The following is a 20,780-nucleotide window of genomic DNA, read 5'->3' on the forward strand; positions in this document are numbered from 1 at the left end:
TTACTTGCGTCCTGCTTTGCCGTTGGTCTTGGTCGTTGCCTTTGCAGTGACAGATAGCGCGGCTTCAGCTGTGTCGGCCTTTGGGCGACCGGTCTTGATGGAAGGCACAGCTTGCAAAGCGCTGCGCAACGCGCTGTCTGACAGACCTGCCAGCACCTTGAGCCCTGCGCGCAACAGCTCGCTTTTCTTGACGGGGTGGGCCAGTGCTGTGGCACGGTCTTTCAGGGTGTCGAGCACCGCGTACTCGTCTTTGGGGATGGTGAAGCTGTCACGGACCAGCTTGGGCTTTTTGCCCTTGGGCTCGGTGGCCTTGGTGGGTTTCACTACGGAAGCTGCCTTGGTCGCGGTGGCTGGCTTGGAGGCTGGCGCCTTTTCTGCCACGGCCTTTTTTGCGGGCTTTGCAGCCTTGGATGCCTTTGGAGCCTTGGGTGCCGTTTCCGGCTTGGTTGGCTTGGCTGCCTTGGCGGGCTGGGCAGCGGGCGCGGCGGGGGTGACGACGGGGCTGGGGGTTGTGGTGGCAGCAGTCATGACAGAAGATTGATAAACGGTATAAACAGTTTATATCGTTTATTGTTTTCCCTCAAGGCATGCCCACAGCCAGCTCCCAGGGGGTTTTTTGCCAGGCTTGAATTTCTTCGCGCAGAAGGTGGGCCGACTGTGGGTATGCCATGGCCCATCCCGGGCGAGCGCTGACCTCAAATCGCTGCCTGTCCAGCTGCAACGACAGTCCTTTGGTATCGGGCTCCCGGCGTGCATGGCAGAGCGCCACGGCCAAGCGCAAGCACAAGAGCTGCAGCACAAAAATCGGATCGTCGAGTTCCACCCCCAGCTTTCGTACCTTGCCCCGCTGCCCCTGCACCAGCACTCCCAGGCGGTGCAGTTCTGGCACCGCAAAACCAGCGGCGTCAGTGTTGTCGAGAATGTAAGCGCCGTGTCGGTGGTAGTCGCTGTGGGAAATGCGGCAGCCAATCTCATGCAGGCGGGCTGCCCAGTCCAGCTTGCGGCTGGCACGTTCGCTCCCGGGTGGAGCAGCCTGGTCAAACAGTGCGCAGGCGGTGCGCGCCACGCGGTCTGCATGCTCCATGTCCACGCCAAACCGCTGCATCAGCCCTTGGACGGTGGTGGTGCGAAGGTCGGTGCCGGGTTGCTCCCGATCCAGAAGGTCATACAAGGCGCCCTGGCGTAGTGCTCCTTGCGCTACCTGCATCTCATGGATGTCCAGCAGGTCAAACACGGCGCGCAGCACGCTGATGCCCCCCCCGATGACTGCACGGCGCTCTTCCTTGAGTCCGTCCATGCGCAGCCGGTCGGCACTTTGGGCGCGGAGCAAACGCTCCCGCAGCCAGTTCAGCCCATCGCGGGTGATCAGACCCGGCGAACCTCCTGCGGCGGACAGAATGTCCCCCACGGCGCCCGCCGTGCCAGACGACCCATAGGCAACATCCCATGCATCGGGGCGAAAAGTCTCCAGCGCCTCATCGAGTACGGCCTTGGCAGCAATCTCCGCCGCCAGGAAGGCCTGGGCAGAGAACTCTCCCTTGGCAAAGTAGCGTTGTGACCAAGCGACGCTGCCAACCCGGAAAGAGGCCACCGCGTGGGGCGTGAACTGCTCGCCGAGGATCAATTCGGTGGACCGACCTCCGATATCCACCACCAGGCGGCGCTCGTCCGACTGAGGCAGCAATCGGGCTACGCCCTGGTAAATCAACCGGGCTTCTTCGGGGCCAGACACCACATCGATAGGGTATCCCAGCACCTCACTGCCGCGTGACAGGAATTCTTCGCGATTGCGTGCTTCACGCAGTGTTTGAGTGGCCACTGCACGGACCTGCGCGCGGGGAAAGCCCGCCAGGCGCTCGCCAAAGCGCGCCAGACAAGCCCAGCCGCGCTCCATGGCGTCGCGAGTCAGGTTGCGGTCTTCATCCAGCCCGTTGCCTTGGCGCACGGTTTCCTTGAGGTATTCCACCCGCTGGACGTGTCCGAACTCATAGCGCCCGATTTCCAGGCGAAAACTGTTGGAGCCGAGATCGACTGCGGCGAGGCGTGTGCCGTTCTGCATGTGTGTTTGGTGGGAGCTGCGTGCGGCATCGTACCGCGATGCGCTTGGCCTGACCCGAAGCGCGGGCCGCCATCGGCTGGGCGGGCAAGTGACCGGGAGATGGCGGGAGTGTGACGAGGTTGTGTGACGCATTCATGACGCCAGCGACGCCGCGTCATGAGGGGTGTTGCAATGGTCTGAGGATGGTCTTTTGTGTCACTGAATTGTCACGATAGGCCTCTAGAGTTCGCTCTGTTCCTGTTAACCCCTGCCGAAAGGTACCTCATGAAACGCGTATTTCTCAAAACCGTCGCAGTAGCTCTGGCCGCCCTGGCAGTGGGCAACGCCTTTGCGGCAGACATCACCGGCGCCGGCGCTACGTTCCCCTTCCCGATGTACGCCAAGTGGGCTGAAGCCTACAAGAAGGAAACCGGCGTGGGTCTGAACTACCAGTCCATCGGTTCCTCGGGTGGTATTCGCCAGATCCGCGCCAAGACCGTGGCTTTTGGCGCTACCGATGCCCCCCTGTCGGGCGCTGAACTGGAAAAAGACGGCATGGTGCAGTTTCCTGCCATCATCGGTGGCACCGTGCCTGTGGTGAATCTGGACGGTTTCAAGCCAGGCGAACTGCGCGTGACCGGCGCCGTCCTGGCCGAAATGTATCTGGGCAAGATCACCAAGTGGAACGATGCCAAGCTGGCAGCCCTGAACCCCGGCAAGACGCTGCCCGACCAGAACATCACCATCGTGCACCGCGCCGATGGCTCTGGCACCACATTCAACTGGACCGACTACCTGAGCTCTGTCAGCAAGGAATGGGCTGATACGGTGGGCAAGGGTGCTGCAGTGAAATGGCCTGCTCAGTCTTCGGTGGGAGGCAAGGGCAATGAAGGTGTTGCAGCCAACGTGACCCGTGTGAAGGGTGCCCTGGGCTACGTGGAGTACGCCTACGTCAAGAAGAACAACATGACGTTCTTGCAACTGCAGAACGCTGATGGCAAGTATGTGGCGCCCGACGATGCCACCTTTGCAGCGGCTGCTGCGAGCGCTGACTGGTTCAGCGTGCCTGGCATGGGTATTTCGATGGTGAACGCCAAGGGTGCCAACAGCTGGCCCGTGAGCACGGCATCCTTCATCCTCATGTACGCCGACCCCGCAGACAAAGCCCAGTCAGCCGAAGTCCTGAAATTCTTTGACTGGGCCTTCAAGAACGGCAAAACCATGGCTGCTGACCTGGACTACGTGCCGCTGCCTGACGCTCTGACGGCGCAGATCCGTTCCAAGGTCTGGTCGCAAATCAAGAAGTAAGCGGTTTGCCCCAGAATAGTGCCCATCGGCCGGCTGGTCTGACCGATGGGCGCTGGTTTGTGGGGTCTCCAGAAGCCAGATGGGAGTCAACATGAGCGTGGGAACCACCATGAGTTCGCAACCCGTGTCCGTCAAGATGACGGACGCCCCCACACCGTCCATGGTGTCGATTGCCAAGAGGCAGCGCCTGCAGGACATCGTTTTCCATCGGCTGACCCAGAGCCTGTCGCTGCTGGTGCTGGTGGCGCTGCTGGGCATCATCGTTTCGCTGTTCATCTACGCGTGGCCAGCTTTTCACAAGTTTGGCATCCAGTTCATCTGGCGCGCTGAGTGGGACATCATCAATGAAGAATTTGGTGCGGCGATTGCCATCGTCGGCACCCTGGCCAGCGCAGGCATTGCACTGCTGATCGCCGTTCCACTGGCATTCGGCATTGCGCTGTTCCTGACCGAAACCTGCCCTGTTTGGCTGCGCCGCCCGCTCGGCACGGCGGTGGAATTGCTGGCGGCCGTCCCGTCCATCATCTACGGCATGTTCGGCCTGTTCGTGTTTGCGCCATTGTTTGCAGACCATTTCCAGGTACCCGTGCAAAAGCTGCTCGGCTCCATGCCGCTGATCGGCTTCCTGTTTGGCGGCAGTACCAACGGATTTGGCATCCTGGCCGCGGGCATCGTGCTGGCCTTCATGGTGTTGCCTTTTGTGGCTGCAGTGATGCGCGATGTGTTCGAGATTGTTCCCCCCATCCTGCGCGAGTCCGCCTATGGCCTGGGTTGCACGACCTGGGAGGTGGTGCGTCGCGTGGTGCTGCCCTACACGCAGAAGGGCGTGATTGGCGGAGTGATGTTGGGTCTGGGCCGGGCCTTGGGCGAGACCATGGCCGTCACTTTTGTGATCGGCAATGCCAACCGCATGCCCACCTCGCTGTTCTCGCCAGGCACTTCCATCGCATCCACGCTGGCCAATGAGTTTGGCGAGGCGGCGGACTTTCATTTGTCCACGCTGTTTGCCCTGGGCTTCCTGCTGTTTGTGATCACGTTTGTGGTGCTGTCGGCCGCCAAGATCATGCTGCTGCGCGCCGAGAAGGCCAAGGGCCTGTAAGCCCTGCAGCCCGCTCCCGACCCTCTTCAGAGACGAGCTCCATGGAATTCAATCAACAACTCTACAAAAAGCGCCAGCGCTCCAACGCCATTGGCCTGACCCTGTCACTGGGCGCCATGGCACTGGGCCTGTTCGTGCTGCTCTGGATCCTGAGCGTGCTCCTGTCCAACGGTTTTGCCGCTTTGGACTGGAACATGTTCACGCAGTCCACCCCGGCGCCCGGCTCCGACGGCGGTGGCCTGGCCAACGCCATCGTGGGCAGCCTGCTGATGGTGGGCTTCACCGTGCTGGTGTCCACGCCCATCGGCGTGCTGGCGGGGGTGTACCTGGCCGAATACGGGGACCAGAGCAAGACCGCCGAACTGACCCGCTTTGTGACGGACATCATGCTGTCGGCCCCTTCCATCGTGCTGGGCCTGTTCGTATATGCCATTGCGGTCGCTACCGTGGGCAACTTCTCGGGCTGGGCGGGCAGCCTGGCGCTCTCGCTCATCGCCGTGCCGGTGGTGGTGCGCACCACCGAGAACATGCTGCGCCTGGTGCCCGGCAGCCTGCGCGAAGCAGCCTTTGCCCTCGGTGCACCGCGCTGGAAGGTCTCGACCATGGTCACCCTGCGTGCTGCTCGCAGCGGCGTGATGACTGGCCTGCTGCTGGCTGTGGCCCGCATCAGTGGCGAGACCGCGCCCCTGCTGTTCACCGCGCTCAACAACCAGTTCTTCAGCACCAACATGAATGCGCCCATGGCCAACCTGCCGGTCGTGATCTTCCAGTTTGCGCTGAGCCCGTACGAGAACTGGGTTCGCCTGGCCTGGGGCGGTGCGCTGCTCATCACGCTGTCGGTGCTGATCCTCAACGTCGTGGCGCGGGTGTTCCTGCGCGAAAAGAACCGCGTGTGATTTCGTTGGCTGATGCGGCCAACGCCATCGACAAGACTGCCTCCATTTTCAGGAATTGACAATGAACGCCACTGCTACCGCCACTGCCAGCAAAAACGCGCTGGAGCTGCGTAACCTAAGCTTTTTCTACGGCAAGTTCCAGGGCCTGCGCAACGTGAGCCTGGACATCGCCGAGCACAAGGTCACTGCCTTCATCGGCCCCTCGGGCTGTGGCAAGTCCACGCTGCTGCGCACGCTCAACCGTATGTACAGCCTGTATCCCGGCCAGCGCGCCGAGGGTTCCATCAGCTTCTATGGTCAGGACATCCTGGACCCCAAGCAAGACATCAACCTGCTGCGCGCCCGCATCGGCATGGTGTTCCAGAAGCCCACGCCGTTCCCGATGTCCATCTACGACAACATCGCGTTTGGCGTGAAGCTTTACGAGACGCTGAGCAAGAGCGAGATGGACGACCGCGTGGAGTGGGCGCTGTCCAAAGCCGCTCTGTGGACCGAGGTGAAGGACAAGCTGCACCAGAGCGGCCTGTCGCTCTCCGGCGGCCAGCAGCAGCGCCTGTGCATTGCGCGCAGCGTGGCGGTGAAGCCTTCGGTGCTGTTGCTCGACGAGCCCACCTCGGCGCTGGACCCGTTGTCCACTGCCAAGATCGAAGAGCTGATCGACGAGCTCAAGCACGACTACACCATTGCGATCGTGACCCACAACATGCAGCAGGCCGCCCGCTGCAGCGACTTCACCGCCTACATGTACCTGGGCGAGATGATCGAGTTCGGTGCGACCGAGCAGATCTTCTTCAAGCCCGAGCGCAAAGAAACCGAAGACTACATCACCGGCCGTTTCGGCTAAGGAGACAGCAGATGCCCGATAAACATCTTTCGTCCCAGTTCGACAGCGAACTCAACAGCGTCTCTGCCCGCGTCATGGAAATGGGCGGCTTGGTGGAGTCGCAGATTCGCCAGGCGGTGTACGCGCTGTCGCAATTCAGCCTGGAGGCCGTGGAAACGGTGGCTTCGATGGAGACCCGCATCAATGCGATGGAGGTCGAGATCGACCAGGAGCTGTCCTCCATCATCGCCCGCCGCCAGCCCACCGCGCGTGACCTGCGCCTGCTGCTGGCCTTCTCCAAGGCCACGGCCAATCTGGAACGCATGGGCGACGAAGCCAACAAGATGGCGCGCATGGTGCGCTCCATCATCGAAGGCGGCGCCCCGCGCTCGTTGCCATCGAGCGACCTGCGGGTGGCGGCCGAGCTGGCCTCGGGCCAGCTGCGCAAGACGCTGGATGCGTTTGCAAGGCTGGACGTGAAGGCGGCGGTCGCCATCCTCAAGGAGGACGACCTCATCGACAAGGAGTTCGACGGCTTCGTGCGCAAGCTCATCACCTACATGATGGAAGACCCCCGCACCATCTCGCCCAGCCTGGATCTGCTGTTCCTCGCCAAGGCCATCGAGCGCATTGGCGACCATTCCAAGAACGTGGCCGAGCTCATCATCTATCTGGTCAAGGGCAAGGACGTGCGCCACACAGCCCTCGACGAGATCGAGTCGGCAGTGCTGTAAGTGCGGGGCGCTGACATCACCATGAGAAAGCTTCCCCGTGTCCTTATCGTGGAGGACGAACCCGCGATTGCCGAACTGATTGCAGTCAACCTGCGCCACAACGGTTTCCAGCCCTTCTGGGCGGAAGACGGCGACAGCGCGCAGCGCGAGCTGGATGCCGTGCTGCCCGATGTGATCCTGCTCGACTGGATGCTGCCGGGGCAGAGCGGTCTGTCGCTGGCGCGCAAGTGGCGTGCAGACAGCCGCACCAAGCCCATCCCCATCCTCATGCTCACCGCGCGTGGGGATGAGCCGGACAAGGTGGCCGGGCTGGACGCCGGTGCCGACGACTACATCACCAAGCCCTTTTCCACGCAGGAGCTGCTGGCCCGCATCCGCGCGGTCCTGCGCCGCCGCGCACCTGAGCAGGTGAGCGACAGCGTGAGCATTGGCGAGCTGGTGCTGGACGCCGCGACCTACCGGGTGACCTTCCAGGGTCAGCCCCTGAAGGTCGGGCCCACGGAGTTCAAGCTGCTGCATTTCTTGATGAAGCATGCCGAGCGCGTGCACAGCCGCTCACAGCTGCTCGACAAGGTGTGGGGCGACCATGTCTTCATCGAGGAGCGCACGGTGGACGTGCATGTCAAGCGCCTGCGCGAGGCCCTGGGTGCAGCGTCCGTGATGGTGGAAACGGTGCGCGGCGCGGGCTACCGGCTCACTGCACAACCCCAGGTGCCGCTGTCGGCCTGATGGGGCAGGCGGGCTGCCGCCTGTGAGTGATGCGACGCGCTCGATGGCTGCTGTGCAGCGGGCCACTGCGGTCGGCGTGCATCGGTGGTGGCGATGGATGGATGTGATGGATCAATGGGCGCGAGTGTCGCGCCCCTGGCGTTTCTGAGAAGGCTTTGCAATCCGCATGCTGTGGCGTATTTCGTTTTTCCTGCTGTGGCAGTTGGCGGGTGGTGGCCTGGGGTGGTGGCAAGGCGGGCCCTGGGGTGTCGCACTGGGGGCCGCCATTGCTGCCTGGGCGTGGTTCGTGTGGGACTTGCTGCGGGGGGTGCGGGTGCTGCGCTGGTTGCGCACGGGCGACCTGGCATCGGTGCCGTCCATGCGTGGCATCTGGGGCGAGGCGGCGGACCGTGCGCGGCGTCTGCTGCGCAAGCAGGAGGCGCAGATACGCGACAGCCAGGACCGTTTGCAGGAGATCCTGGCCGCCCTGCAGGCCTCCCCCAACGGCGTGGTGCTGCTGGATGCGCAGGGCCGCATCGAATGGTGCAACCAGATGGCAGCCAACCAGTTTGGCTTTGACGCGCAGCGCGACGTCATGCAGTCCATTGGCAATCTGCTGCGCAACCCTGAATTCACGGCTTACTTTGCTGCCAAGGACTTCACCAGCGATGTGGTCCTGGAGGGGCGCCTGAGCACGCCGTCGCGGCCCGTACGCATCTCGGTGCACCTGCACCCCTATGGTGATGGCCGCACGCTGCTGCTGTCACGCGACGTGACGGCGCTGGAGCAGGCCGACGCGATGCGGAGAGACTTTGTGGCCAACGTGTCGCACGAGATCCGCACACCCCTCACGGTGCTCACCGGTTTTGTCGAAACCTTGCAGACCTTGCCGCTGAGCGCCGACGAGCGCTCGCGCTACCTGGGCATGATGGCGCAGCAGGCGCAGCGCATGCAAAGTGTGGTGCAGGACCTGCTCACGCTGTCGCGGCTGGAGGGCAGCCCGCTGCCCGGCATGGCCGAATGGACACCTGTTCAGTCACTGATGCAGCGCTGCGAGGAAGAGGGCCGCGCCCTGTCGACGCTGCTCACACAGAACCAGCAGCGTCCCCATACGATGCGCTTTCCGGCGGCCGATTTGCTGCGGGCCGAAGGCGAGATTGCTGGTGTGCCTGCCGAACTGCAAAGCGCCTTGTCCAACCTCGTCAACAACGCGGTGCGCTACACACCCGGCGGTGGTTCCATCGAGGTGCAGTGGCTGCGCAAGGAGGATGGCAGTGCCGTGTTCTCCGTGCATGACACCGGCCCCGGCATTGCGCCCGAGCACATCCCGCGCCTGACAGAGCGCTTTTACCGGGTGGACCGCAGCCGTTCGCGCGAGACCGGGGGCACCGGCCTGGGCCTGGCCATCGTCAAGCATGTGCTGCAGCGCCATGGCGCCACGCTGGACATCGCGAGCACGCTGGGCAAGGGCTCGGTGTTTTCGGTCACTTTCCCGGCCAACCGTTTGCGGGGTTTTTCCTTGCCGGGTTGATGGCTCGCCAGAGCATGGCGACGAACAGCAGTGCGGTGACTGCGAGCGCCGCCGCGCTGGCCGCCCAGAAGGGAGTGGGCGAAGCCACACCCGACCAAGGCCCGCTGCCCCCATAAGCCAGCCAGTAGCCGCCCGCCAGGCCAGCCCCCCACAGCAGCGCGCAGTACACCACCAGTGGCGCCAGCGTGATGCGGTAGCAGCGCAGCACAAACACGCACAGCGTCTGCACCGCATCGGCAGCGTGGTACGCCGCCACCCAGACCAGCACCGTGCCGGCCACGGCTGCCACGCTGGCGTTGTCGGTGTAGATCTGGCTGACCGAGTGTCTTGCTATCAATAGAGTAGCTGCCAAGGCAATACCCACTAGCGCAGCAAGCGAAAAACCCATCAAAACCACCTGACGGGCTCGCTGGGGCTGCTGTGCGCCCAGCCAGTAGCTCACCCGCGCGCTGGTGGCGATGGACAGCGACAGCGGCACCATGTAAAGCACGGCAGCCATGTTGGCGGCGATCTGGTGGGCGGCCGCCGAGGTGGTGCCCTGGCGCGCGATGAACAAGGCCATCAGGGTGAAGGAGGTCACCTCCACCATCACGGCCAGGCCTGCTGGAATGCCGAGCCTGGCAAAGCCTGCAATGGTGGGCCAGTGCGGGGGCTCCATGCGGCGCCACAGCCCCAGGGGGGTATAGATGTCCTGCGTGCGCAGCAGCCACACAGCCAGGGCCAGCATGCTGCAGTTGACGACCAGCGTGGCCCAGGCGCAGCCCACCACCCCCTGCGCGGGCAGGCCCCCGCCGCCAAAGGTGAACCACACCGACAGCGGCAGCTTGATCAGCAGCGAGCCCACCTGTAGCCAGGTGACCAGACGCGGATGGCCCAGGGCCTGGTTGAGGGTGCTGTAGATCCGGAACAGCAGGGCGGGTGGGAGTGCCAGTGCCAGCACAGCCAGGTAGTTTTCTACCTGCGGGCGAAGCGCAGGGGGGACCTCCGTCCAGCGCAGCAGCGCGCCTGGCGATAGCAGCACCGCCATGCCCACCACTGAAGCAGCAGCGCACAGGTACAAGGCCTGTCGCAGTGATCGGCCTACGGCCTCAGGCTGTTGCGCGCCGCGCTGTTCGGCCCACACGGGGAGGAGTGCCTGCAGCACGCCGATCAGTGCGACGTACACACTGATGAAGATGGCCGACCCCACGGACAGCGCGGCCAGCGACGATTCGCTGTAGCGCCCCGCCACGATGGTGTCCGTCACCCCGAAGGCCATGACCGCCAATTGCCCCGCCAGTACGGTCACGGCGTGCCGGGTGATGGTGGACAGCTCCGACATCAGCGGGCCGGGGCCGCACGGCGGAACAGCAGCAGGTTCTCGTTCTTGTCGGTGGGGCGGGGCAGGGTGGCCCGGGCTTCCCACAGCTCAGCGCGGACCATGCGCTCGGACGCGGGCCAGGAGGCGCTGTCCACCAGCAGCCACTGGCATTCATCCTGCAGGCCCGCGCGCTGCAGCGACAGCTGTCCATGGAACTGCAGAGCCGCCACCTGAGCGCGGTTCAGCCCGACGGTCTGAATGCACCCGGGCTCCGGCCCCAGGGCTGCCACCACACTGCGCACCTGCGGACCATAGCTGCGTGCGTAGTCCAGCAGGGGCAGCCACAGGGTCATCAGCAAAAGCCAGCCCAGGGCAGCACCACCTGCGGGCAGCACCAGGCTCTTCCAGATGGGGGCCCGGTTGCGGGATGCGCGCCACCACGCCAGACCACACCAACCCACGGTGGCCGCCACGGCCACCAGCAAAGCCAGTGCAGAAAACTGCGGCACGAACCCGGGCGCCAGCTTGGCCACGTTGGCGGCAGGTTTGGCAGGCACCCCGGTCTGCATGGCAATCCAGATCACCCAGATCGCGAGGGCCGATGCGGTGAAGAACAGCAGCGTGAACCAGTCGATCAAGGCCCCCACGCTGCGGCGCAGCGTAGGCAGGGCAAAGGCTGCCAGCGCAGCCAGGGCGGGCAGGCCCAGCAGCAATGCCCGGTCGGCCGGCTGGGTGGTGATGGTGGCGCCAATCGACACCATAGTGAACCACAGGGGCAGCAGCAGGTGCCGTTGGCCAGGGCGGCTGAAGATCTGCTGGCGCCAGCGCCACAAGGTCCACAGTGCCAGTGGCCAGGCCGGCCAGCCAAACCACAGCAGCAGGCGCGCCAGACTCAGCCAGTCCTTGCCACCACCATCGAACCCCACAACACGCCAGCGCCAAAGGTCCAGACCCTGGGCCAGGGCGGCAGCCGCCAGTGTGGCTGCGGCCAGCACGGCGGCCCAGCGCCAGCGGCGGTCGGTGTTGCCAGCGGGTGCAAACAGCGCCAGCAACGCGCCACCCATACCCAATAAGGCCGTAAGGGCGGGGGCTCCGGACAGCGTGAGCCCGGCCATGCCCAGTACCAGGGCCACGGCGGGCGCCACGGTACGGTGGGGCATGGCGGCCACCGCAAAAAACAGCAAAGCGGTGCAGCCAAGCTGAGCCAGATAGCTCGTGACCTCATGCGAGAGCTGCGCCAGACCCAGGCAGGCGATCAGCGCCAGCAAGGCGCCATCGGCAATGGCACGCGCATAGTCCAGTGGGGAAGCCTCGCCGCCAAAAGCAAACGCAACCGGTTGGGCGCCCGGGCTGCGGGCCAGGTAGTACACGCCATACCAGGTGGCCATCAGGGTGATGACCAGGAGCGCGATGAACGGTATGCGGGCCGCCATCTCCGGCGACAGCCAGGCCGGTGCCATCTGCACAGCCCAGGCCCCCAGCCAGTAGGGCAGCAGCCCTTCGGTTTCGGGGGGCATGCCACCGAGCAGCGGACTGAGCCAGGGAGTGCGTCCCTGGGCGAGCTCCAGCATGTAGCCAAAAGCGGTGACGTCTGCGTTCTTCCACGGATCCCGGCCCACAAAGCCGGGCACTACGTAGGCAATGCACAGCAGCAGCAGCGCCCAGCGGGGCAGTGGGCTGACGGCGTTCTGGGTAACGATGGCGGGTGTGGGTGGAGTCACGCGGCAGTGGGCGGCTGGGCAAAGGAGCCACCGAGAATAAAGGCAAAACCCATGAAAAAAGGCAGCCCGGTTGCCCGGGCTGCCTTTTTGGCGGGATCGCAGGGGCGATTTACTTCGCTGCGGTCTTGCCGAAACGGTTGCGGAAGCGCTCCACGCGGCCACCCATGTTGTCCACGGACTTTTGCGTGCCGGTGTAGAAGGGGTGCGATTCAGAAGAGGTATCCAGCTTGAACAGCGGGTATTCCTTGCCTTCGTGGGTTTCGGTTTCCTTGGTGTTCACGCACGAGCGGGTCACGAACTTGAAACCGTTGGACAGGTCCACGAACAGAACTTCGCGGTAGTTGGGGTGAATGCCTTCTTTCATGATCTTCCTTTGAGTCAACTGCGGGAGCCGCACCGGCCAGTCCGATGTACTTTCCGCAAGAAAAAGCCCTCTATTATTGCACAGGCTGAGAATTAGCCCCCGCGACGCATCATGTCGAAGAAGTCCACATTGGTCTTGGTGGCCTTCATGTTCTTGATCATGAGCTCCATGGACTCGATCTCGTCCATGTTGTACATGAACTGGCGCAGGATGCGGGTCTTTTGCAGGATCTCGGGGGCCAGAAGCAGTTCTTCGCGGCGGGTGCCGCTCTTGTTGAGCTCGATGGCAGGGAACACGCGCTTTTCGTACAGGCGGCGGTTCAGGTGGATTTCGCAGTTGCCCGTGCCCTTGAATTCTTCAAAGATCACTTCATCCATGCGGCTGCCGGTATCGACCAGCGCCGTGGCGATGATGGTGAGCGAGCCACCTTCCTCAACTTTGCGCGCAGCGCCAAAGAAGCGCTTGGGGCGCTGGAGTGCGGCGGCATCCACACCCCCAGACAGCACCTTGCCGCTCGACGGCACGACGTTGTTGTAGGCGCGGGCCAGGCGGGTGATGGAGTCCAGCAGGATCACCACGTCCTTCTTGAGCTCGACCAGGCGCTTGGCGCGCTCGATCACCATCTCGGCCACGTGCACGTGGCGGGCGGCGGGCTCGTCGAAGGTGGAGGCGATGATCTCTCCCTTGACCGTGCGCTGCATTTCGGTCACTTCTTCAGGGCGCTCGTCCACCAGCAGCACCATCAGGTGCACGTCGGGGTTGTTGGCCGTAATGGCGTGGGCGATGTGCTGCATCATCACCGTCTTGCCGCTCTTGGGCGGCGCGACGATCAGCGCACGCTGGCCGCGGCCAATGGGCGCGATGATGTCGATGATGCGGCCGGTGATGTTCTCTTCGCTCTTGACGTCGCGCTCCAGTCGCATCTGCTCCTTGGGGAACAGGGGCGTCAGGTTCTCGAACATGACCTTGTGCTTGTTTTGCTCTGGGGGGCCGTCGTTGACCTTGTCGAGCTTGGTCAGTGCAAAGTAGCGCTCGCCGTCCTTGGGCGTGCGCACTTCGCCTTCGATCATGTCTCCGGTGTGCAGGTTGAAGCGACGCACCTGGCTGGGGCTGATGTAGATATCGTCCGTGCTGGCGGTGAAGCTGGTGTCCGGGCTGCGCAAAAAGCCGAAGCCATCAGGCAGGATTTCCAGCACGCCGTCTGCAAACACTTGCTCACCCGCCTTGGCGCGCTTCTTGATGATGGCAAACATCAACTCCTGCTTGCGCATGCGGCCCGTGTTTTCGATTTCGAGTTCTTCGGCCTGCTTCAGGACTTCAGACACGTGCAGTGCCTTGAGTTCGTTTAAGTGCATGGATTGACTCCTTGGCGGAGCTGGTATGAATCTTGGGGGAGATGGGCTGATGCCGAATGGGCTGCTGTTTGCAGGTCCGGCTCGCCAGGGATCTTGGTCCGGCTGCCAATGCATGCAGCCCGGTGATCTGTGGGAATTATGACAGGAAAAAATGCGGGGGCCTCAGGGGCGCAAGGTGTGAGGTTGCGCAACTGCCAGCCTGTTGTTTCCCCGCAGGTCTATCGCTTAACAAAAAAGCCCCATCGGCAGTCGTACCGAGGGGGCTTGGGGCAGTGGGTCAGGCCAGTTGTTGGTCGATGAAGGCGGTCAACTGGGCCTTGCTCATCGCGCCGACCTTGGTGGCTGCCAGTTGGCCATCCTTGAACAGCATCAGGGTGGGGATGCCGCGGATGCCGAACTTGGCGGGGATTTCGCGGTTTTCGTCCACGTTCATCTTGGCGATCTGCAGCTTGCCTTGGTAGGTGCCTGCGACTTCGTCCAGGATGGGAGCAATCATCTTGCAGGGACCGCACCACTCAGCCCAGTAGTCCACCAGCACGGCGGAGCCCGGTTGGAGCACGTCGGCTTCAAAGCTGGCGTCGGAGACATGTTTGATGAGTTCGCTGGCCATGGCGGAATTCCTTGATTTTGGGCGGGTTGCGACCGGTGTACGTTTAAAGTCTGGGCATTGTGACAGAAACCAATCCCACGTTCACCGGTGTGGCCGGGTCTTGCGACGCTATGACAGTCATAGCGAAAAGCGATCAAACCAGTGGATTTGCGGCCGCAAGCACCGCCCTCTGGCAACGCGCACTGGCCCGGGTGGCCGCGCATGCCCAAGCCCATGGTGCCCATTTGGCGCGCACGGTGGTGCTGGTGCCCTACGCCCAGCTCATGCCCTGGGCGCAGCGCCATTGGGTTCAGCAGTTCCCGCAGAGCTTTGCACCACGTTTTGAAACCACCCGCAACTGGGCTCGCCAGCTGCAAGCTTTCGAGCCCACGGGCGACGACCTGGCGGGCGACGTTGCGCGCGACACGCTCACGGCCCGCACCTTGCTCGACCGCGTGGGGCAGGGCGGGCAGCGCGAGGTGCTGGCCACGCCACTGCAGGAGGCTGCAGCCCAATTGGCCCCGGTGATTGCTGCCGTGCCCCCAGCCCTACGCGCTGCCTGGGGTGACGAGGCACGGAAGCTGCTGGCCACGCCGGAAGAAGGTACCGCCCTGCATTACGAGGCCCTGGTGGCTCGCCTTGCGCTGGAATGGGCACTGGCATCGCGCTACGCGACCGATGTGCTGTTTGAGCCCGGCGTTCGCGGGGCGGTGGATGCGCTGGTGGTGTTGGAGGGATTTCAGTCTGACACGCTGACCCGGGCCCTGCAGGCGCATTGGGGCGAACAATGTTTGTGCATTGCGCTCCCCGCGTTGGTCGGTGATGCGGGTTCACCACCGCAGTGGGCCCTGCACGCCGCAACGGACGCCGAAGACGAGGCCCACCGTGCTGCGGCCTGTGTGCTGCGTCATGTCGAGCAGGGGCGGGTGCCCGTGGCCCTCGCGGCCACTGACCGCGCACTGATCCGTCGTGTCCTGGCCAACCTGGACAGCAGTGGCGTATTGGTGCGCGACGAAAGCGGCTGGATTCTGTCCACCACGCGCGCCGCTTCACGGGTCATGGCCGTGCTGCAGGCCGCTGCGTGGAATGTCTCTTCCAACGAGGTGCTGGACTGGGTCAAACACACCCCAGCGCTGATGACTGGCGAGGTCAATCGCCTTGAGCAATGGCTGCGCAAAGGTGTGGTGCAGCACTGGAGCGCCGCCGCCCAGTGGGGTTTGAAGGGCGACGTGGGTGCGCAGCCCCACCTGGCCCGCACCGTGGCCACCGTAGAAGCATGGCGCAACACCCTGCGCGCTGCACGGCCGCTGGCGCAGTGGCTACCCGCTTTGCGCACGGTGCTGGAGCAGGCCGGCCAATGGCAGGGTCTGCAGGCCGACCCTGCTGGCATGCGGGTGTTGGCAGCCCTGCGCCTTCAGGACGGTCAGCAGTCAGAGCTGGACGGCTGGGGCGACAGTGCGGGCCGCCGCATGACATTGGCCGAATTCACCCGTTGGGCCAAAGACGTGCTGGAGGCCGGGCGCTATGTGGCCGCGCAGGCGGCTGGTGCCCCCGTGGTGGTGGTGCCCATGCCGCAACTGCTGGGCCGCCCCTTCGCCGCCGCAGTGTTGCCGGGTTGCGACGAAAAGCGACTGCAACCTGCTCCCGAACCCGCTGGCGACTGGACACAGGCCCAGCGCGAGGCCTGGGGCCTGCCTACGCGCCAGTCGCTGGAGGCTGCCCAGCGTGCCGCCTGGGCCCATGCACTGCGCACGCCGGTGGTGGATGTGCTGTGGCGCACCGGTGACGAAGGCGGTGAGCCCCTGCTGGCCAGCGCGCTGGTGCTCGCCCTGCAGCTGGATGGTGCCGCCCTGCCGGGATCCGATGAGCGCGGTGCGCGCGAGGTGGTCGCCACTCCCACGCTACGCCCCTTGCCTGTTGGCCAGGCGCTGCCGGTGACCCACCTGTCATCCACGGCGTATTCCGATTTGCGCCACTGCCCTTACCGCTTCTTTGCCCAGCGCCAACTGGGCCTGCGCGAGGCCGACGAGCTGGATGCCGAAGTGGACAAGCGGGACTTTGGCACCTGGCTGCATGCGGTACTGCAGCATTTTCACGAAGCCTTGCTGGCGGAGCCGACCGATGGTCTGCATGAGCGCCGCGTGCGCATGGACGCCGCCGCCGAGGCCGTCACCCGCGAGCAGCGTTTGCAGGACGGCGACTTTCTGCCCTTTGCCGCAGGCTGGACGCAACTGCGCGACGGCTACCTGCAATGGCTGGCAGGGCATGAGCAACAGGGCGCCACCTTCCGCCAGGCCGAGGTCAAGGCCCGCCAGCCGCTGGGCGATCTGGAACTCATCGGCACCATCGACCGCATCGATGGGGTCTCGTCCACCGGCGAGCCTGCGGTACTGGTGATTGACTACAAGACCGAAAGCGACAGCGTGACCCGCCAGCGCATCAAGGCTGGAGCGGAGGACACCCAACTTGCTTTTTACGCGGCCTTGTTGAGCCACGACACCCTGCGTGCGGCTTATGTCAATGTAGGCGAGCGCGGCGAGACACAGCTGCACGAACAAGACGAGGTGGTGCACCTGCGCGATGTGCTCATCGAAGGCATCCAGCACGACATGGCCCGCATCGCCGCTGGTGCGCCCCTGCCTGCGCTGGGCGAGGGATCGGTGTGCGAGTTCTGCGCCGTGCGCGGCCTGTGCCGCAAAGACTACTGGGCGGACGCTGAACAGGCGTTGCCCGCGCAAGAGACGCCATGACCGAGAGCCTTTCCCCACCCGCCCAGGCCGCTTACGAACACAACGGCCGCCCCGTATCGCGCGAGGCCTTCTACGCCATCGCCTGCGACCCTGCCCGCAGCGTGGCTGTGGAGGCCTGCGCCGGTGCGGGCAAGACCTGGATGCTGGTCTCGCGCATGCTGCGGGCGCTGCTCGACGGCTGCGCGCCGCACGAGATCCTGGCCATCACCTTCACCAAGAAGGCGGCCGGTGAAATGCGCCAGCGTTTGCAGGAGTGGATGGAGCAGTTCAGCCACAAGCCGGTGGAAGAACTGACGGCCGAGCTGATTGCACGCGGAATCAGCCCCCAGGGCGCGCTGGAAAAGCGCGAGGCGCTACAAAACCTATACCGCCAGCTGCTCACTGCAGGCCGCTCGGTGCAGATCCGCACCTTCCACAGCTGGTTTGCCGCGCTGCTGGGCACGGCGCCGCTGGCGCTGCTGCAACAACAAGGCCTGCCCGCGCACTTTGAGCTGCTCGAAGACGATGCCGAGGCGGTGCGCGAGGTCTGGCCCCCGTTTCTGCAGACCGTGGCCGACAGCGCCAGCCTGCGGGCCGACTACGAAGCCGTGGTGGCCCGCCATGGCCGCTCGCAAACGCACAAGGCCCTGGCAGCGGCGCTGGCAAAGCGGGTGGAGTTCGATCTGGCCGACGAGGCGGGTGTGGTCGACGCCTCGGTGCCGCCGTTCCAGCAGGCCTACCCCGAACTGGCCGCGTTGGCCGAGCCCGCCGATGCTTTGCAGACCGACGCTGCTCTTCAGCGCTGGCGCAGCCGTGCCAGCGCGCTGGGCGCAGAGGCCAACAAGACCCCCCAAAAGGCGGCCGACGCCATCATCGACGCGCTGGGCTGCACCGACCTGAACCAGCGCCTGGACCAATTGCGCCGTGCGATGTTCGTGGCCAAGGAAGACCGCCTCTCCAAGAACCTCGAGAAGTTCCCCGCCGCGCAGGAGGCCGAGCCCGAGCTGCAGCGCCTGCTCACCGCCCGCCGCCAGCAAGAAGCCTGGCAGCACCAGCAGCGCATGGCCCGGCTGGCGCGTTGCCTCATCGCGCAGTTTGTGGCCGTCAAGCAGCAGCACGGCTGGGTGGACATGAACGATGTGGAGCGCACGGCGCTGGTCATGCTGGCCGACCCGGTGCTGTCGGGTTGGGTGCAGGAGCGGCTCGATGCCCGCATTCGCCACCTGCTGGTCGATGAGTTCCAGGACACCAACCCGCTGCAGTGGCAGGCGCTGCACGCCTGGCTGTCGGGCTACGCGGGTTCGGGCGGCGGGTCGGCCGCGCCCAGCGTGTTCATCGTGGGCGACCCCAAGCAGAGCATCTACCGCTTTCGCCGCGCCGAGCCGCAGGTGTTCATCGCCGCGCAGGCTTTTGTGCGTGATGGGCTGGGCGGCGATTTGCTGAGCTGCGACCACACACGCCGCAACGCGCAGGGCGTGATCGGTGCCGTCAACGCCGTGATGGGTGAGGCCCAGGCGCTGCACGAGACCAGCGGATTCCGCGACCACACCACAGAATCCAAGCATCCCGGCCAGTTGCTGCGCCTGCCCGCCATCACCGATGCGGACGGCGACAGCCAAGGCGCAGGCCGCGACGCCCTGGCCTGGCGCGATAGCCTGACCGAACCCCGGCACGAGGCCGAAGAAACCCAGCGCATGCGCGAATGCACCCAGGCCGCCGCCTGGGTGGCCGCGCAGATCGCCAGCGGCACGCCGCCCAAAGAAGTGCTGGTGCTGGCCCGCAAGCGCGACCGCCTGGCCAGCATGCAAGACGCCCTGCGCGCCCTGCACCTGCCCTGTGTGCAGCCCGAAAAAGCCGACCTGTTTGACGCGCCCGAGGTGCAGGACATGGTGGCGCTGCTCGACGTGCTGGTATCGCCCACACACGACCTGTCTTTGGCCCGCGCGCTCAAGTCACCCCTGTTTGGCCTGGGCGACGACGCGCTGGTCGCGCTGGCGTTGTTGCGCCGCCAGCCGGAACACGCGGGCTGTAGCTGGTTTGATTTGCTATTGAAAAGTGAGCTTCTGGCGCATGAATATCAACCGCTTGGAGCCGTTTTGGCCCAATATCAGACGTGGGTGGGTACTTTGCCGCCCCACGACGCGCTGCACACCATTTACGAACAAGGTGACGTGCTGGCCCGCTTTGCTGCCGCAGCTCCTGTATCCCAGCGCCAGTCCGTGCAGGCCAATCTGCGCGCACTGCTGGCGGCATCGCTGCAGCACGACGGGGGGCGCTACCTCACGCCCTATGCCTTTGTGCGGGCCATGAAAAAGGGCGGTGTGCGCGCCCCAGGCCGGGCGGATGCGCAGGCCATCCGCTTGCTGACGGTGCACGGTGCCAAGGGGCTGGAGGCCGATTGCGTGCTGCTGCTCGATACCGACACCCGTCCACAAAAGGCCGAGACCATGGGCGTGCTGGTGGACTGGCCTGGCGAGCAGGCCGTGCCGTCTGCCTTCGTCTTTTTGGCCAGCGAATCGAGCCCGCCACCCAGCGCAGTGGATGCGCTCGCCGCCGAGCAGCAGGCCCGCAGCCGCGAGGAACTGAACATGCTCTACGTGGCCATGACGCGTGCCAAGCATTGCCTGGCCCTGTCATCAGTACAGCCCGGTAACTCGGCCCCCGGCAGTTGGTGGAATCGGCTCGCTCCCTTGGTCACTGAAGTGGACACGCAGGCGTTGGCCCCCGCAGAACATGCCGTGGCGGCCGTAGCGCCCGCGCAGACTTTCACCATCCCCTGCCTGCCCGCGCTGCCCGAGGCGCTGCGAAGCGCGCGCGTGCAAACCGATGCGGGATTGCCGGGCGACAGCCCTGTGGCCATGCCGGGCGACGGAGAGTCCACCCCCTTGTCGCGCCAGGGCGATGCCATGCACCAGCTGCTGGAGCAAGCCGGCGTGGCTGGTGCCCCACTGGCCGACTTGCGCGCCCAGGGTTGGGCTGCCGCGCGCATTGCCCGCCTGGCTCTGGACCACGACATTGCCCCCGCTGCCGCCGAGTTGGCTGCCCGCATGGCGCAGGCCATTCTGGCGGGCGAGGGGGCCTGGGCGTGGGACGCTGCCCTGGTGCAGACCGCCATCAACGAAGCCCCGCTGCACTACCAGGGGCAGAGCCTGCGCATCGACCGCTTGGTGCAGCGCCGCGCGGCACACGCTGGCGATGCAGAGGCCGGCTGGTGGGTGCTGGATTACAAAAGCGCCACCCAACCCCAGCGCCAGCAGGCACTGGTGGCCCAGTTGCAGCGTTACCGCGAAGCCGTACAGGCCCTGATGCCGGGCGAGGTGGTGCGTGCCGCCTTTCTCACGGGCGATGGGCGGTTGGTAATGGTGGGCGATGCGCCGGGCTCAGCAGGGGCATCGGCGGCCCAGGCCCTTGTGGTGGGGCATACTCGCCCGCCCGTTGCCCCCATTGCGCCGGTTGCTCCAGCACAACCAGAGCGCGCGCCCACCGCGCCAGGCCCTGCGGATTCTCCGCAAGGCTCCCTGTTCTGACGTGCCGCCCCCGCAACGCGCTCCTTTATTCAGCAAGGCCCTTACGTGTCCCACCCCC

General features: G+C 64.9%; 16 protein-coding genes. 9 read left to right on the top strand and 7 right to left on the bottom strand.

Annotated features, from left to right (window positions below):
- Positions 1 to 528: a hypothetical protein gene (locus tag N4G42_RS09615; RefSeq protein ID WP_260666984.1), complete on the bottom strand. Its 528-nt coding sequence runs from the start codon at positions 526 to 528 to the stop codon at positions 1 to 3.
- A 52-nt stretch (positions 529 to 580) separates the two neighbouring features.
- Entirely contained in the window at positions 581 to 2,059 is a 1,479-nt protein-coding gene (locus N4G42_RS09620) for a Ppx/GppA phosphatase family protein (RefSeq protein WP_260666985.1), read from the bottom strand.
- 264 nt (positions 2,060 to 2,323) lie between these two features.
- On the opposite strand from N4G42_RS09620, the gene pstS reads away from it, so the two are divergent.
- The 7 genes from pstS to phoR all read left to right on the top strand — a co-directional run bounded on the left by pstS (position 2,324) and on the right by phoR (position 9,137).
- Positions 2,324 to 3,346, top strand: coding sequence for a phosphate ABC transporter substrate-binding protein PstS (gene pstS, locus N4G42_RS09625; protein ID WP_260666986.1), 1,023 nt, complete (start codon positions 2,324 to 2,326; stop codon positions 3,344 to 3,346).
- A gap of 109 nt (positions 3,347 to 3,455) precedes the next feature.
- Positions 3,456 to 4,445 carry a phosphate ABC transporter permease subunit PstC gene (gene pstC, locus N4G42_RS09630; protein ID WP_369817010.1) on the top strand — a complete coding sequence of 330 codons (990 nt, stop codon included), beginning with the start codon at positions 3,456 to 3,458 and terminating at the stop codon, positions 4,443 to 4,445.
- Between the two features lie 41 nt (positions 4,446 to 4,486).
- Positions 4,487 to 5,341: a phosphate ABC transporter permease PstA gene (gene pstA, locus N4G42_RS09635; protein WP_056067253.1), complete on the top strand. Its 855-nt coding sequence runs from the start codon at positions 4,487 to 4,489 to the stop codon at positions 5,339 to 5,341.
- A 61-nt stretch (positions 5,342 to 5,402) separates the two neighbouring features.
- On the top strand, positions 5,403 to 6,185 hold the full coding sequence (pstB, locus tag N4G42_RS09640) for a phosphate ABC transporter ATP-binding protein PstB (protein WP_056067255.1): 783 nt from the start codon (positions 5,403 to 5,405) through the stop codon (positions 6,183 to 6,185).
- An 11-nt stretch (positions 6,186 to 6,196) separates the two neighbouring features.
- Complete coding sequence (gene phoU, locus N4G42_RS09645; protein ID WP_010457902.1) at positions 6,197 to 6,898, top strand: phosphate signaling complex protein PhoU; 702 nt, start codon at positions 6,197 to 6,199, stop codon at positions 6,896 to 6,898.
- A 21-nt stretch (positions 6,899 to 6,919) separates the two neighbouring features.
- A complete protein-coding gene (phoB, locus tag N4G42_RS09650; RefSeq protein WP_015013590.1) occupies positions 6,920 to 7,627 on the top strand; it encodes a phosphate regulon transcriptional regulator PhoB in 708 nt (235 codons plus the stop codon).
- Between the two features lie 166 nt (positions 7,628 to 7,793).
- A complete protein-coding gene (phoR, locus tag N4G42_RS09655) occupies positions 7,794 to 9,137 on the top strand; it encodes a phosphate regulon sensor histidine kinase PhoR (RefSeq protein ID WP_260666987.1) in 1,344 nt (447 codons plus the stop codon).
- On the opposite strand, the gene N4G42_RS09660 is transcribed toward phoR, so the two are convergent.
- From N4G42_RS09660 to trxA, 5 genes are all read right to left on the bottom strand, one after another.
- Positions 9,091 to 10,458 (bottom strand): MATE family efflux transporter, encoded by a 1,368-nt coding sequence (locus tag N4G42_RS09660; RefSeq protein ID WP_260666988.1) that lies wholly within the window; start codon positions 10,456 to 10,458, stop codon positions 9,091 to 9,093. The genes phoR and N4G42_RS09660 overlap by 47 nt on opposite strands.
- A complete protein-coding gene (locus N4G42_RS09665) occupies positions 10,458 to 12,158 on the bottom strand; it encodes a hypothetical protein (protein ID WP_260666989.1) in 1,701 nt (566 codons plus the stop codon). The genes N4G42_RS09660 and N4G42_RS09665 overlap by 1 nt, the downstream gene beginning before the upstream one ends.
- Positions 12,159 to 12,267: 109 nt before the next feature.
- The gene (locus N4G42_RS09670) at positions 12,268 to 12,522 is read right to left on the bottom strand and encodes a type B 50S ribosomal protein L31 (RefSeq protein WP_015013594.1); all 255 of its coding nucleotides are present in this window, start codon (positions 12,520 to 12,522) and stop codon (positions 12,268 to 12,270) included.
- A gap of 92 nt (positions 12,523 to 12,614) precedes the next feature.
- A complete protein-coding gene (gene rho / locus N4G42_RS09675) occupies positions 12,615 to 13,877 on the bottom strand; it encodes a transcription termination factor Rho (protein WP_056067265.1) in 1,263 nt (420 codons plus the stop codon).
- A 277-nt stretch (positions 13,878 to 14,154) separates the two neighbouring features.
- Positions 14,155 to 14,487: a thioredoxin TrxA gene (gene trxA / locus N4G42_RS09680; RefSeq protein ID WP_008906761.1), complete on the bottom strand. Its 333-nt coding sequence runs from the start codon at positions 14,485 to 14,487 to the stop codon at positions 14,155 to 14,157.
- Positions 14,488 to 14,597: 110 nt separating this feature from the next.
- Between trxA and N4G42_RS09685 the strand changes: the two genes are divergently transcribed.
- Both N4G42_RS09685 and N4G42_RS09690 read left to right on the top strand, forming a co-directional pair.
- The gene (locus N4G42_RS09685; RefSeq protein WP_260666990.1) at positions 14,598 to 17,216 is read left to right on the top strand and encodes a PD-(D/E)XK nuclease family protein; all 2,619 of its coding nucleotides are present in this window, start codon (positions 14,598 to 14,600) and stop codon (positions 17,214 to 17,216) included.
- Entirely contained in the window at positions 17,213 to 20,722 is a 3,510-nt protein-coding gene (locus N4G42_RS09690) for an exodeoxyribonuclease V subunit beta (protein WP_260666991.1), read from the top strand. The genes N4G42_RS09685 and N4G42_RS09690 overlap by 4 nt, the downstream gene beginning before the upstream one ends.
- Positions 20,723 to 20,780: the final 58 nt, after the last annotated feature.

Source organism: Acidovorax sp. K2F, assembly GCF_025246485.1.
Taxonomy (GTDB): Bacteria; Pseudomonadota; Gammaproteobacteria; order Burkholderiales; family Burkholderiaceae_C; genus Acidovorax; species Acidovorax delafieldii.

What these genes read in the sequence shown, in the direction of transcription:
- pstA (WP_056067253.1), top strand. Translation starts at nt 4,487, where the DNA reads ATGGAATTCAATCAACAACTCTACAAAAAGCGCCAGCGCTCCAACGCC.
- N4G42_RS09685 (WP_260666990.1), top strand. Translation starts at nt 14,598, where the DNA reads ATGACAGTCATAGCGAAAAGCGATCAAACCAGTGGATTTGCGGCCGCA.
- phoU (WP_010457902.1), top strand. Translation starts at nt 6,197, where the DNA reads ATGCCCGATAAACATCTTTCGTCCCAGTTCGACAGCGAACTCAACAGC.
- N4G42_RS09620 (WP_260666985.1), bottom strand. Translation starts at nt 2,059, where the DNA reads ATGCAGAACGGCACACGCCTCGCCGCAGTCGATCTCGGCTCCAACAGT.
- N4G42_RS09670 (WP_015013594.1), bottom strand. Translation starts at nt 12,522, where the DNA reads ATGAAAGAAGGCATTCACCCCAACTACCGCGAAGTTCTGTTCGTGGAC.
- pstS (WP_260666986.1), top strand. Translation starts at nt 2,324, where the DNA reads ATGAAACGCGTATTTCTCAAAACCGTCGCAGTAGCTCTGGCCGCCCTG.
- N4G42_RS09615 (WP_260666984.1), bottom strand. Translation starts at nt 528, where the DNA reads ATGACTGCTGCCACCACAACCCCCAGCCCCGTCGTCACCCCCGCCGCG.
- rho (WP_056067265.1), bottom strand. Translation starts at nt 13,877, where the DNA reads ATGCACTTAAACGAACTCAAGGCACTGCACGTGTCTGAAGTCCTGAAG.
- phoR (WP_260666987.1), top strand. Translation starts at nt 7,794, where the DNA reads ATGCTGTGGCGTATTTCGTTTTTCCTGCTGTGGCAGTTGGCGGGTGGT.
- pstB (WP_056067255.1), top strand. Translation starts at nt 5,403, where the DNA reads ATGAACGCCACTGCTACCGCCACTGCCAGCAAAAACGCGCTGGAGCTG.
- pstC (WP_369817010.1), top strand. Translation starts at nt 3,456, where the DNA reads ATGAGTTCGCAACCCGTGTCCGTCAAGATGACGGACGCCCCCACACCG.
- N4G42_RS09660 (WP_260666988.1), bottom strand. Translation starts at nt 10,458, where the DNA reads ATGTCGGAGCTGTCCACCATCACCCGGCACGCCGTGACCGTACTGGCG.
- trxA (WP_008906761.1), bottom strand. Translation starts at nt 14,487, where the DNA reads ATGGCCAGCGAACTCATCAAACATGTCTCCGACGCCAGCTTTGAAGCC.
- phoB (WP_015013590.1), top strand. Translation starts at nt 6,920, where the DNA reads ATGAGAAAGCTTCCCCGTGTCCTTATCGTGGAGGACGAACCCGCGATT.
- N4G42_RS09690 (WP_260666991.1), top strand. Translation starts at nt 17,213, where the DNA reads ATGACCGAGAGCCTTTCCCCACCCGCCCAGGCCGCTTACGAACACAAC.